The sequence below is a fragment of the Eubacterium sp. 14-2 genome, from assembly GCF_000403845.2.
GTDB lineage: Bacteria > Bacillota > Clostridia > Lachnospirales > Lachnospiraceae > Petralouisia.
The window spans coordinates 73,427-86,263 of record NZ_KE159567.1 but is presented as its reverse complement, the minus strand read 5'-3'; the positions used below and the strand labels follow the sequence as shown (position 1 = coordinate 86,263).

The window sequence follows — 12,837 nt, the reverse complement described above, 5'->3', positions numbered from 1 at the left end:
ATACACAGAATCGCTCTTATTGTCAACTTAATTTCTTTAATCAGTTTACATTATGATGGCCTTTTCCATTGTGATGGCCTTTTTGGCTATGATGGCTGCCGCCATCATGACCGCAGCCCGTTTCCATTTCTCTCAGTTCCTCTTCTCCCACCGCTTCCTGCCTGCCGTTTTCATACTGGGCAAGAAGACGTCCCAGCTGGCACATGGGAATTGACTGGCATTCCTCTGCTGTCAGTTCAGCATTATACTGGGAAAGAAGCTGATACATCTGATATTTCCCCAGAGACATATCAATTTCATGAGCAGACCTCACCGTATCCATATCAGCGCTTCGGCACATACCATGATAGTGGGTGGTTATCTCGCTGTTTTCCAGTCCGGAGAGCAGTTCCTCCGCATTTGATGAAGCCACGGTAACCGTCAGTTCCGCATCTCCTGTGAGATATTTCTGCATGGCCTGACTTCCCACCAGCAGTTCCACCGCCTCCAGATAGTCTTTTCCCTCCAGCTCCAGATGTGCCAGAACAATCTCTCCTTCTTTATTCCGGCTCTCCGCAGCGGTCACACGATTCCTGCGGTTCAGCGTCAGTTCCACAGAAGGATTAACATCCACACTGACATAGGATACTGGCATTTCCTGGAAAAAATACCAGTTTCCGATTCCGACACAGAGCAGTAAAAGGGCGCAGGCTGACACCAGAGGGGCCAGACTGACCCGTATGGAGCTTTTTGCAGTTTTCCTTCTGTTCTGAGTCAGATGTTCCGACACGGACTGTTTCATCTGCTCAGTTGCACGAATCTGTCCAAATGCTTTCCGAATCTCATCATGCACTGCCGCCACCTCCTAACTTCTGTTTCAGTATATCCCGTCCCCGCGATAAAAGAGAATATATGGTATTTTCTTTCTTATGCAGCATAGTTCCTATTTCCCTGGCAGTATACCCTTCATAATAATGGAGATATATTACGTCTTTATACTTTGCCGGCAGACCAAGCACTGTCTCCAGTATTTCCATCTGCTCCGGCTCCACACTGGCAGCTTCTTCTGAAAGCACTTCCAGCGGCACTGTCCCGTGTCGAAACAGCTTTCTCTTCAGGTCTTTGCAGGCATTGAGTGTGACCCGGATAAGCCACGCTTTTTCATGCTCAGAATTTTCAAAGACCGCAGAATGGAGGACATACTTCAAAAACACCTCCTGAAGCACATCCTCCGTATCTTCATGGTTATTCAGATGTAAAAGGCAAATCCTCCGTATCATATCGGCATACGTCTTTATTGCCTGTTCAACCTCCTGTTCACCACGCATAAAATATCCCCTTTGTTCTTCCTACCAGTGACGTCCTCCATGGTGTCCGCCGCCATGGTGTCCGCCGCCACCGTTTCCATTACCGTAACCGTTCCAGTTGTCACAGTATCCGTCGCCGTTGGTATCTGAATAATTGCCGCAATGTCCGCTGCCGTTATGGGTACAGTAATCACAGATTCCATCTCCGTTGACATCCGTAAAGTTGTTGCCGCAGGCTCCGTTATGAGCACAATGGTCACAGTATCCGTCACCGTTCGCATCTGCATAGTAAGGACAGACTGCCGCTGTTGTGCCAGGATCTGTATTCTCTGTTACGTCTGCCGGTGCTTCTGTGTCTGTATTATCTTCCACCGGTGCCTCTGTGTCTGTATTATCCTCCGCCGGTGCTTCCGTATCCTGTGCTTCGTCGCTGTTATTCTCAGCAGGCGGTACTTCGCTGTTGTCTTCCGGCTCCTCTGTGGGTGTCACTACCGGCAGTATCACATCTTCCGGGTCAGTAACCTCTGCACCCTTTGTACTTACCGTCTGTACAGCCTGTTTCAGCATATCCTCCGCTCCGGACTGTCTCACCTCAGTCTTCTGTTCCACCTGTTCTTTTTTCAGCGGCGTTTCCTGATTCTGCAGACGGAAAGCTGCTGTGGGAACAGCAATCCCCAATACTACAAGACAGGCTAACCCTGCAACTAACATTTTCTTACCGTTTTTCATAATATAACCTCCTGATTTTCTCTGAATATATTGCTATTATTTTGTTTTCTACTTATAATACGATATATTCCGAAAAATCCTTGCATCCCGGCAACATATTTTTTTCTGTTTTTATCATAACATATAATGGACTCCTTTTCATTATAAAATATTATATAATTCAGAAACTTAACAGGTATGGAATTTTTATATTTTCTGTGGTATAATGCTGATATTATACCGCCCTCAGGGCCTGTACTGCACAGCAGTTATGACAGATTCATGGTTGCTGTTTACTTTTAATTAAGAAAGGAACAGTAACAATTCACAAACAGAAAGTGTAGAGAACTAATATGAGCGAAAACAAAGATTATCCTGTAACAAAATCAAATCAGAACAGAATATCAGATTCCGCCCGAAACCAGCAGAAGATTGCGGAACTGGAACAGCGTATCGCCTCTCTGGAAAAATCTTTGCAGGAAGCAGAAGAGGCCAACAGGGCAAAAAGCATTTTCCTGTCCAACATGTCTCATGATATCCGCACCCCCATGAATGCCATTATCGGAATGACCTCCATTGGGTTATCCCATATTGATGAAAAGGCAAGGGTGCAGGACTGTCTGCTTAAAATCAAAACGTCCTCCACTCACCTGATGAGTCTGGTCAATGATGTGCTGGATATGTCCCGTATTGACAGTGGACGTCTTTCCTTAAATGAAGAGGAATTTTCTCTGGCAGATCTGGTTCATGACATCGCTGTCATCATACGCCCGCAGGCGGCTCAGAAAAATCAGAACCTGCAGATTGAACTGGGTGTAATTCATGAGGAAAATCTCATTGGAGATCCCCTGCATCTGCGTCAGATTCTGGTGAATATTATTGGAAATGCAGTAAAATACACCCAGAAAGAAGGAGACATTCTGATTCGCATCTGCCAGCGCCCGGATGAACCCGATGATTCCGGACACCGGCAGGTATGGTTCGATTTTATGTGCAAAGACAACGGCATGGGAATGAGTCAGGAATTTCTGAAGAAAATCTTTCTGCCCTTTGAACGGGTGACTAACGCTGCCACCAGCAAGATTGAGGGAACCGGTCTGGGCATGTCTATTGTGAAAAACCTGGTAGACCGGATGGAAGGACAGATCCGCGCTGAAAGCCAGGAAGGGGAAGGCAGCACGTTTTATGTAACACTTCCTTTCAAAGTGGCTCTTCAGGAGCGGGAAGAACTGAACCTTCCAAAGGGACAGCAGATACTGGTGGCAGAAAGCATGGAAAGCAGGCTTCCGCCCATTCTGGAATATTTAAAAGACGGCGGGCTGGTTCCGGTACATATGAAACGGGGACTGGACGTGGTCACATGGCTGACGGAAGAACAGTACGAAAACCGTATGCCCTGTGCCATGCTGCTGGGGCAGGAACTGGACGACATGGCGGTACTGGAGCTGGCCACTCATGTGCGCCATCTGGCAGGACAGGATTTTCCAATTCTGCTGGTATCGGAATCAGACTGGGCACAGATGGAATATCAGGCCACCCGTACCGGCATCAACGCTTTCGTGCCATGTCCTCTCTTTAAAAGCAGACTGCTGGAAACCATTTCCGGTTTGATTAATCAGGAGGATATGGAAGATGACCCATATGCCAGTCCTGACATGGATTACAGCCAGTACCGGGTTCTGCTGGTAGAAGATGTGGAGCTGAATCAGGAGATTGCAGTGGAAATTTTCTCTCTTATCGGAGTTCAGACAGATGTGGCCGACAACGGCGCCCAGGCTGTGGAAAAATTCGCAGCATCTCCGGAAGGCTATTACGATGTTATTTTTATGGATATCCAAATGCCTGTTCTGAACGGATACGAAGCTACCAGAAAAATCAGGCAGCTTTCCAGAGCAGATGCGGAAAGTGTCTGGATTGTGGCCATGACTGCAAATGCTTTCGTGGAAGATATCCGCCTGTCACGGGAAGCCGGAATGAACGAACATTGTTCCAAACCTGTAGACCCGGAACGTCTGCAGGAAATTTTGCGCAATCGACTGAAATATAAACAGGGGTCAGGCTGTCAGTGATTTTACATTGATACCCTGATCAGATAACAGAAAAGAGTAGAAGGATTATGCAGCCATATCAGGAAGAATACATTGCCAGTTTAAAAGATATTTCTGCCCTCAGAACCCGTAAACATCCGGGAAACCTCTCTTTTGACGAATATCTGGAGGAAGTCTTTCGGGACCGTATGCAGGCAGAGCAGAAAATAAAGCGTAATATGGAATTACTGCGCGGAGAACTGTTTCCGGTTCTGGACCATATACACAACATCAGTGAAGATAAACTGCAGGAGCTGCGGGAATTTGCAGACGCACTTTTATATGAAAACGGCAGAGATGCGTTGGATGCAGGGCTGTTCTGTCAGATTCATAAAGCGCTGCTGACACTTTCCCGGCTAACCAGAGACCGAAATGCCATGATTCGGGAATTGTACTGGCTCGGCATGGCCCACAACAATCAGTGCAACAAACTGGTGGGGCTGGATCTCTCCATTACGGATAAATACACCTCCCAGATGCGTCTCTGTTTTACAGAAGCAGCCGCTTACCTGAAATATTATGATGAAATTGACGACACAGAAACACGGGGTTATATTCTGCGTTCCCGGGCAAATATGTCTCTGGGTAAATTCAGATCTGCCAGTGAAAAAATCCATATGATCAAACGTTCCCTGGAAATTCTGCAGGATAAGGATTATCAGGAAAAGGCGCCGGATCTCCCCTGGGACAAATATATTTATCTGACCCATCAGCAGATGGCAGCCAGCATTTCCCACAGCAGGGAAACTACCATGACTTCTGCAGATGTGACTGATATCATGGAATCTGTCTATATTGTCCACGAACGGAGGTTCCAGGAGGCAGACGCCCGAAATGAACATCCGCCCATCCGTCCGCGGTTTGCCTATTATGCCATAGAATATTACTGCGGACTGAACAGCCTGGACGGTCTTCTGAACAAAATGGAACTTTTAATGGATAAAGCAGATCTCACAGATTTTTCCACGGACAGCATGTACGGCATTATCTCTCTGCCGGCTTTTTACTGTCAGTATTTAAATGATTACCCGGAGCGAATTCCGAAACGGACAGAATATCTGGAAAGCCTCTATCACCGGATTTTAAAATACATGGACTCTGTTCCGGATGACTCTCAGAACGAGACGCTGTTCCTCTATCTGCGGCAGCTTTCCTCCACCTTTCTGGAAACGGAAAACAGTATTTCCTACAAGGAATTCCTGATAAAAGTACAAATGCGCTTTGCTCCGGAGATTTTTGTACATTCCTGGGCTGTGGGAAAAGGCGCTGTGACTCTCTGCCGCATTATTCTGGAGGAAGAACCTGAATTTTTTGATGATGCCGCCATGTTCCGGGCGATTTCTGACCCCACGGAAAAGAAACAGTGCATTCTGAATTATGCCATGGAAGCCGGTATGCTGCACGATATCGGCAAAGTGAATTTTATCAATCTGTATTCCCAGGCAGGGCGTCAGTGGTTTGAGGAAGAATATGAAATGGCCCATCTTCACACCCTGGCAGGGGAAGCTGCTCTGTCTGCCAGAAATTCCACCCGGCCTTATGCTGCCATTGCCCATGGACATCATTCCTGGTATGACTGTACCCATGGCTATCCGGATTCCTATCACCGTCTGGAATGCCAGTACCGTCAGATGACAGATCTTATCGGCCTGATTGACTGGCTCCATGACATAACTGACATGCAGCGTCTGTACATGGGCTTTGAAAAAACCTTTGAGGAAGCCATTGAAGATGCCATTGCACTGGGAGGCAAACGCTTTTCTCCCCTTCTGACTGTCCGGCTGCAGGATGAAAGAACTATATTGCAGCTTAAGACTGCTTTCACAGAAGGATGCCGTGAGGCATACCGCCAGATTTATGATGGAATGAAATCATAAAAGGCCGCTGCAGCCGGCAGGAAACAGCAGCAGATAACTATTTGCATGGTAATCTCTGTATACTTCCTGCCGGCTGCGGCAGCCTTTTTTTAACAGCCAGAATTTTTCCATTGGATTTTCCGTCTTCGAACAGTCTTTTCCTAAAACCATTTTCCGGCATAAAATGCAATTGTCTGATACAGCAATGCTTCATCCGTACTCAGATCTTTATATCCTGTTTTCTTATTTTCATTCTTTAAAATGCCTGCGATACCGGCATATATGGTATTTTTATCCCACTGGTTTTTTATACCGTTTTTTATGATCTGCAGATATTCCTCACTGATTCCTGCAATTTCCCGAATAGTCAGATCCGGAACTTTATGCCGCAGCATATTTCGGACCATATTTATCTTCTCTTTTTCCAGTAAACTGCTGTACAGCGTATTTATGGCTGTAAAAAACTCCTGCATCCTGGAATTGCTCTGATTTCTGCAGGTTTGCGGAATATCATGTTCCAGACAGAATGTTTCTTTTCTGTCCTGCTCCGTATCTTCCATCTGATACAGCAGATTCAGCACAAATCCGTACTTTGCAAGAAGTTCCTGAGAGGCAAAGGCCTGAACTATGGATGCTGTCTTACCGTATTCTCCGGTGTGAATGCAGCGAATCATCCGCTCCATCACCAGCAGCTGGAGTAATTCCTCCTCTGACAGTTCTCTGTCTCTGATTATTTTTGCCTTTTCATATTCCAACGCTATCTGTATGGCGTCTTCTGAAAAACCTGCATCCATAAAGCGGAGTCCCTGTTCCCATAAAATACCGTATGGTTTTTCTGAATTGCAGACATTTTCTTCTGCTTTTTTACCGGACAGATTCCTGTACAGATATTCCAAAACATCCTGAAACAGTATGTCTGTATCTTTCATAATTATAATCCGCCTTTCTGCTTTCACACCTTAGTGTGGTAAGGGCTTTGTTATTCTATGGAAAGATGTTTCATACCTTAATGCGGTGAGAGCTTTTCATAGAATATCCTGTAACATTAACTGAATCCTGCCTTGCTGGATTCTCCGCCTGCGGCGGGTCCCTCTGGGACTTATTTCTTATCCGCCGCAGTGCGATATGAGCTTTGTTATTCTATGGAAAGATACTTTCACATCTTAATGTGGTGAGAGCGTTCCATAGAATAACAAAGCACCGCGGATACCAGATTTCCCCGGTATCTGCAATGCCTTGTATGTTTACTGTTTCACATCAATACGCACCAGTGCTTTTTTCAGCGCAATCTCTGCACGGGCCACGTCTACCTCGGCACTGTGATTGCGAAGGCGCTCCTCTGCACGGGCTTTGGCTGCCTGCGCGCGGTTTACATCAATCTCATCCGGCCATTCGGCAATTTCTGCAAGAAATGTCACTTTATCTCCAAGAATCTGCACAAAACCTGCGTGAACTGCTGCTTCCTTTTTACCGTCTGCTTCTGTAACAGTTACAATTCCAGGAGCAAGTACGGTGGTCAGAGGGATATGGTGTTTATAGACACCCATCTCTCCGTCCACGGAAGTAAATTCCACCATGGAAGCCTCTCCTCTGTAAAATACACGGTCCGGCGTGATAATTTCCAACTGAAAGTATTTGTTTTCCTCTGCCATATGCTCACCCCCTACTTCATGCGGGCGCGAACTTCATCAATTGATCCTGCATTCAGGAAATGGCTTTCCGGAACATCGTCATGTTTACCTTCCAGAATTTCCTTAAATCCTCTGAGTGTTTCTGCAATGGGCACATATTTTCCATCCAGTCCGGTAAACTGAGTTGCCACAAAGAATGGCTGGGACAGGAATCTCTGTACCTTTCTTGCACGGTTTACCACCAGCTTATCATCTTCTGACAGCTCATCCATACCAAGAATTGCAATAATATCCTGCAGTTCTTTGTATCTCTGTAAAATTTCCTGTACGCCGCGGGCCACTTCAAAATGCTCCTGGCCTACCACACGGGGATCCAGAATACGGGAAGTGGAATCCAGCGGGTCTACTGCCGGATAAATACCAAGTTCCGCAATGGAACGGGACAGTGTGGTGGTTGCATCCAGATGAGCAAATGTGGTTGCGGGAGCCGGGTCTGTCAGGTCGTCTGCCGGCACATAAACTGCCTGTACGGAAGTAATGGAACCGTTCTTTGTAGATGTAATACGCTCCTGCAAAGCACCCATTTCTGTCTGCAGCGTAGGCTGATAACCTACGGCGGAAGGCATACGTCCCAACAGTGCGGACACCTCAGAACCTGCCTGTGTAAAACGGAAAATATTGTCAATAAACAGCAGCACGTCTTTTCCGCCTTTATCACGGAAATACTCTGCCATGGTAAGTCCGGTAAGTCCCACTCGCATACGTGCTCCGGGGGGCTCATTCATCTGTCCGAACACCATACAGGTCTTGTCAATAACTCCGGATTCTTTCATTTCATAGTAAAGGTCATTTCCTTCACGGGTTCTCTCACCTACGCCGGTAAATACGGAATATCCGTCATGCTCTGTGGCAATGTTATGGATTAATTCCTGAATCAGCACGGTTTTTCCTACGCCGGCTCCTCCGAACAGACCGATTTTTCCACCTTTCTGGTAAGGACAGAGCAGGTCAACGACTTTGATACCGGTTTCCAGCATTTCTGTGGAAGTAGCCTGTTCTTCAAATGTCGGAGCCTTTCTGTGAATCGGCATATATTCCACATTTTTCGGCGGTGCCACTTCATCAATAGGTTCACCCAGCACGTTGAACATACGTCCCAGCGTCTGCTCTCCAACCGGAATGGTAATAGATGCCCCTGTTGCTTCTGCATCCATTCCGCGGACTAATCCGTCCGTAGAACCCATGGCAATACACCTTACCGTATCATCACCCAGATGCTGGGAAACCTCCACAACCAGACGTTTTCCGCCTTCCAGCGGAATGTTGATTGCTTCGTTGATTTCCGGCAGGCTGCCTTCGGAAAACTTAATATCCAAAACAGCCCCGATAATCTGAGTGATTTTACCTATATTCTTATCTGCCATAATTTCACTCCTTAAAATTGTTGATGACTGAAAATGTTCAGCCTGTTTCTGTTTCAGAAGGGCCTTTTCGGCTCTTCTGCGCGGACGGGCCCCTGCCTCAGGCAGCTTTTTCCTCTGGCCCGCCCTGCGATTAATCTCAGACTTTTTGTTTCTCAGCCTGTTTCTCTTTCAGAAGGGCCTTTTTGGCTCTTCTGCGCGGACGGGCCGCTGCCTCTGGCAGCTTTTTCCTCTGGCCCGCCCTGCGATTAATCTCAGACTCCTCTTTCTCTCAGCCTGTTTCTGCTTCAGAAGGGCCTTTTCGGCTCTTCTGCGCGGACGGGCCGCTGCCTCTGGCAGCTTTTTCCTCTGGCCCGCCCTGCGATAAACGGGCCATGTTCTTAAAGCGCAAAGCGCTTTAAGATATGGCCTCAGCGCCGGCAATAATCTCTGTCAGCTCCTGGGTAATGGAGCCCTGGCGCGCTCTGTTATATTTCAATGTCAAATCACTGATCATTTCTTCTGCATTGCTTGTTGCGGAATCCATGGCCTGCATTCTGGCGCCGTTCTCACTGGCAACCGCCTCCACCAGAGCGCCATAGAAAAGGCTTGTCATATACTTGGGTATAATTAAATCCAGGGCCTCTTCCTCGTTTGGCTCATAATTCATCAGCACATTGCTGTCTGCCTCTTTCAGTTCTGCTTCATCAAATTCCACCGGAAGCAGCTTCATCAGAGTGGGCTCATGGCTGACGGTATTTTTAAAGTGGGTATATGCAAGGTAAATTTCCCCGATTTCCCCTCTGGTAAAAGCGCCCAGAACCTCCTTACAGATTGCGGCAGCATCCTCATAAGTGGGACCTTCGATTACATCTGAATAGTCCCCTTTCATTTCGTAGCCTTTCCGCTGCAGGGATTCCCTGGCTTTACGTCCGATAATGTAAATCTGGACTTCTTCTCTGGGAATACCGCTGTCGGTAACCAGCTTCACAATATTGGAATTGTATCCGCCGGCAAGTCCGCGGTTAGAAGCAATGGTAATGATTGCTTTCTTCTGAGAATTTCCCGCTTTCAGGTAGGGATGATTCATATTTCCTGACCTTGCAAGCATTGAAGTTACCGTCTGGTACATATAATTAAAATATGGATTGGACTGTTCCGCACGATTTTTCGCTTTCTGCAGTTTAACGGTAGAAACGAGCTTCATGGCTTTTGTGATTTGCTGCGTACTTTGTATGCTGCCTTTTCTTCTTTTTATGTCCCTCATGGACGCCATAAACATTCACCACCCGTCTACTTAAATTGTGCCTTACATTCCTCAATGGCTTTCACAAGTCTGGTTTCCGTTTCTTCTTTGATTTCCCTGTCATTGCGGATTGCTTCCGGAATCTCCGGATATTTGGTATCCACAAATTCAAACAGTTCCTGCTCAAATCTGAGAATTGCTTCTACCGGAACATCCAGAAGATATTTCTTCGTAGCCGCATAAATAATCATAACCTGGTATTCCACCGGCATGGGCCTGTACTGCGGCTGTTTTAACATTTCACGGATTCTTTCACCCTGTGCCAGCTTCTCCGTGGTATCTGCATCCAGTTCAGAACCGAACTGTGCAAATGCTGCCAGCTCACGGTACTGAGCCAGCTCCACACGGATAGGCGCCGCAATTTTCTTCATAGCCTTAATCTGAGCAGAGCCTCCCACTCGTGATACGGAAAGGCCTGCGTTGATTGCCGGACGGAAACCTGCATTGAACATTTCTGTTTCCAGATAAATCTGACCGTCTGTTATGGAAATTACATTCGTCGGAATGTATGCGGAAACGTCTCCTGCCTGCGTCTCAATAATTGGCAGCGCTGTCAGGGAACCGCCCCCTAACTGATCAGATAATCTCGCCGCACGTTCCAGCAGTCTGGAATGCAGGTAAAATACGTCTCCGGGATATGCCTCACGTCCTGGCGGACGACGCAGCAACAGAGAAAGTGTACGGTATGCGGTGGCATGTTTGCTCAGGTCATCATAGACAACCAGCACGTCTTCCCCTTTTTCCATCCACTCTTCACCAATAGCACATCCTGCATATGGTGCAATATACTGTAAGGGCGCCAGCTCGCTGGCAGTGGAAGCCACGACGGTGGTATAATCCATGGCACCGAACTCCTCGAATGTTTTTACAATGGTTGCAACGGTAGAAGCCTTCTGACCGATAGCAACGTAAATACATTTTACGCCCTGTCCTTTCTGGTTAATAATGGTATCCACTGCAATTGCTGTTTTTCCTGTCTGGCGGTCACCGATAATCAGCTCACGCTGTCCTCTTCCGATGGGCACCATGGAGTCAATAGCTTTGATACCTGTCTGTAATGGTGTATCTACGGATTTTCTGGAGATAACACCGGATGCCACTCTTTCTATCTGTCTGAATTTTGTGGTTTCAATGGGCCCTTTTCCGTCGATAGGCTGTCCCAGCGCGTTTACCACACGTCCGGTCATGGCGTCGCCTACCGGTACCTCAACCACTCTTCCCGTTGTCTTAACGGTATCCCCTTCATTGATATTTTTATGGTCGCCCAACAATACGGCACCCACATTATCTTCTTCCAGGTTCAATACCATTCCATAGACTTCTCCGGGAAATTCCAATAACTCGCCCTGCATGGCATTTTCAAGGCCGTGAATACGGGCAATTCCATCCGCCACCTGAATTACCGTACCGATGTCCGATACTTCAAGCTGAGACGCATACCGTTTCACCTGCTCTTTTATAACTGAACTTATTTCCTCCGGTTTTAAATTCATGGAGCGCATTCACCTACTTTCAACTGTATTTTTGATAATTCCCTGGTAAGGCTCTGCAATTTATGTTTCACACTGCTGTCCACTACTCTGTCACCAATTCGAATTACCATGCCGCCGATTAAACTTTCATCCACATCGTAATGAATTTCAAATTCCACATAACGGGTGGTTTCCAGTAATTTATTCTTTATCTGCTCTTTCTGACTGTCTGCAAGCGGCATGGGTGCAGTCACATAAGCAGTGCCGATGTTTTTATATTCCTTTACCTGGTCAATGAAATATGTGAATACAGATTCCATTTCACCATAGTGACCCTTGGAAACAAGCATACGCATAAGCCCTGTAATTTCATCATGGACCCTGCCCTTAAAAATCCGTTCCAGAATCTCTATTTTTTCTTCTTTTACGATTTTCGGGTGATTCATCAGTTTGGAAAGCTCGTTGTCTTTTCGAAGAATCTGCTGAATGCTTCTTGCTTCTTCCAACATTTCATCCACCTGACCAGATTCCACAGCAAGCTCAAACAGTGCATCCCCATATGTTTTGGATACTAGCTTTGCCATGTACTCTCACCTATTTCCTTCAATGTTTCCTCCACCAGTGCGTCCTGAATGGATGTATCAATGGAGGCTGTCACTACCTTGCCTGCCATCATGGAGGCAATGGCAATCATTTCCTGTTTCGCCTCGTCCATAATACGTTTTTTCTCCAACAGCGCTTCTTCGTTGGCACGTTTTATGATACGGGCTGCCTCTTCCTTCGCCTCATCTACAATCCTGCTTTCATTTTTCAGGGCTTTCTGGCGGGCCTCACTTAAGATCTCCTCAGCTTCTTTTTCGATTCCTCTGATTTTCTCATCATACTCTGCTTTAACAGCAGCAGCTTCTTCTCTGTCTTTTCTGGCAGTATCTATATCATTTTTAATACGGTCCTGTCTGTCCTTTAACATCTTTTTTGCCGGATTAAACAGCAGATAAGACATTAATGTAAACAGAAACAGAATGGCGAGAATCGAGAGAACCGCGTCATGCAAAAGCTGTGGATTTAAGCCAAATAACTGTTCCAAGGCC

The 12,837-nt window shown here is 46.6% G+C and carries 12 protein-coding genes; 2 read left to right on the top strand and 10 right to left on the bottom strand.

What is annotated here, in order from left to right; genetic code table 11:
* Nucleotides 1–40: 40 nt before the first annotated feature.
* Genes C805_RS07730 through C805_RS24945 form a run of 3 tightly spaced genes read right to left on the bottom strand, consistent with a single transcriptional unit; the run spans nt 41 to nt 2,015 of the window.
* Nucleotides 41–832: an anti-sigma-I factor RsgI family protein gene (locus C805_RS07730; RefSeq protein WP_016213241.1), complete on the bottom strand. Its 792-nt coding sequence runs from the start codon at nt 830–832 to the stop codon at nt 41–43.
* Nucleotides 825–1,307, bottom strand: a complete 483-nt coding sequence (locus tag C805_RS07725) for an RNA polymerase sigma factor (protein ID WP_016213240.1) — start codon at nt 1,305–1,307, stop codon at nt 825–827. The genes C805_RS07730 and C805_RS07725 overlap by 8 nt, the downstream gene beginning before the upstream one ends.
* Nucleotides 1,308–1,328: 21 nt before the next feature.
* Entirely contained in the window at nt 1,329–2,015 is a 687-nt protein-coding gene (locus C805_RS24945) for a hypothetical protein (RefSeq protein WP_016213239.1), read from the bottom strand.
* 332 nt (nt 2,016–2,347) lie between these two features.
* Here C805_RS24945 and C805_RS07715 point away from each other — a divergent pair, with 332 nt between their 5' ends.
* Nucleotides 2,348–4,063 carry a hybrid sensor histidine kinase/response regulator gene (locus C805_RS07715; protein WP_016213238.1) on the top strand — a complete coding sequence of 572 codons (1,716 nt, stop codon included), beginning with the start codon at nt 2,348–2,350 and terminating at the stop codon, nt 4,061–4,063.
* A 47-nt stretch (nt 4,064–4,110) separates the two neighbouring features.
* Nucleotides 4,111–5,958 (top strand): HD-GYP domain-containing protein, encoded by a 1,848-nt coding sequence (locus C805_RS07710; protein ID WP_016213237.1) that lies wholly within the window; start codon nt 4,111–4,113, stop codon nt 5,956–5,958.
* A 140-nt stretch (nt 5,959–6,098) separates the two neighbouring features.
* Here C805_RS07710 and C805_RS07705 read toward each other — a convergent pair whose 3' ends face one another.
* The 7 genes from C805_RS07705 to atpF form a co-directional block, all read right to left on the bottom strand.
* Nucleotides 6,099–6,866, bottom strand: coding sequence for a hypothetical protein (locus C805_RS07705; RefSeq protein ID WP_016213236.1), 768 nt, complete (start codon nt 6,864–6,866; stop codon nt 6,099–6,101).
* Between the two features lie 315 nt (nt 6,867–7,181).
* Entirely contained in the window at nt 7,182–7,589 is a 408-nt protein-coding gene (atpC, locus tag C805_RS07700; RefSeq protein ID WP_016213235.1) for an ATP synthase F1 subunit epsilon, read from the bottom strand.
* 11 nt (nt 7,590–7,600) lie between these two features.
* A complete protein-coding gene (gene atpD / locus C805_RS07695) occupies nt 7,601–8,992 on the bottom strand; it encodes a F0F1 ATP synthase subunit beta (RefSeq protein ID WP_016213234.1) in 1,392 nt (463 codons plus the stop codon).
* Between the two features lie 394 nt (nt 8,993–9,386).
* Nucleotides 9,387–10,244, bottom strand: a complete 858-nt coding sequence (gene atpG / locus C805_RS07690) for an ATP synthase F1 subunit gamma (protein ID WP_016213233.1) — start codon at nt 10,242–10,244, stop codon at nt 9,387–9,389.
* A gap of 17 nt (nt 10,245–10,261) precedes the next feature.
* Entirely contained in the window at nt 10,262–11,767 is a 1,506-nt protein-coding gene (atpA, locus tag C805_RS07685) for a F0F1 ATP synthase subunit alpha (protein WP_016213232.1), read from the bottom strand.
* Nucleotides 11,764–12,330 carry an ATP synthase F1 subunit delta gene (gene atpH, locus C805_RS07680; RefSeq protein ID WP_016213231.1) on the bottom strand — a complete coding sequence of 189 codons (567 nt, stop codon included), beginning with the start codon at nt 12,328–12,330 and terminating at the stop codon, nt 11,764–11,766. Before atpH ends, atpA begins: the two co-directional genes overlap by 4 nt.
* A complete protein-coding gene (gene atpF, locus C805_RS07675) occupies nt 12,318–12,833 on the bottom strand; it encodes a F0F1 ATP synthase subunit B (protein WP_016213230.1) in 516 nt (171 codons plus the stop codon). The genes atpH and atpF overlap by 13 nt, the downstream gene beginning before the upstream one ends.
* Nucleotides 12,834–12,837 lie beyond the last annotated feature (4 nt).

What these genes read in the sequence shown, in the direction of transcription:
- C805_RS07725 (WP_016213240.1), bottom strand. Translation starts at nt 1,307, where the DNA reads ATGCGTGGTGAACAGGAGGTTGAACAGGCAATAAAGACGTATGCCGAT.
- C805_RS24945 (WP_016213239.1), bottom strand. Translation starts at nt 2,015, where the DNA reads ATGAAAAACGGTAAGAAAATGTTAGTTGCAGGGTTAGCCTGTCTTGTA.
- C805_RS07715 (WP_016213238.1), top strand. Translation starts at nt 2,348, where the DNA reads ATGAGCGAAAACAAAGATTATCCTGTAACAAAATCAAATCAGAACAGA.
- C805_RS07710 (WP_016213237.1), top strand. Translation starts at nt 4,111, where the DNA reads ATGCAGCCATATCAGGAAGAATACATTGCCAGTTTAAAAGATATTTCT.
- C805_RS07705 (WP_016213236.1), bottom strand. Translation starts at nt 6,866, where the DNA reads ATGAAAGATACAGACATACTGTTTCAGGATGTTTTGGAATATCTGTAC.
- atpC (WP_016213235.1), bottom strand. Translation starts at nt 7,589, where the DNA reads ATGGCAGAGGAAAACAAATACTTTCAGTTGGAAATTATCACGCCGGAC.
- atpD (WP_016213234.1), bottom strand. Translation starts at nt 8,992, where the DNA reads ATGGCAGATAAGAATATAGGTAAAATCACTCAGATTATCGGGGCTGTT.
- atpG (WP_016213233.1), bottom strand. Translation starts at nt 10,244, where the DNA reads ATGGCGTCCATGAGGGACATAAAAAGAAGAAAAGGCAGCATACAAAGT.
- atpA (WP_016213232.1), bottom strand. Translation starts at nt 11,767, where the DNA reads ATGAATTTAAAACCGGAGGAAATAAGTTCAGTTATAAAAGAGCAGGTG.
- atpH (WP_016213231.1), bottom strand. Translation starts at nt 12,330, where the DNA reads ATGGCAAAGCTAGTATCCAAAACATATGGGGATGCACTGTTTGAGCTT.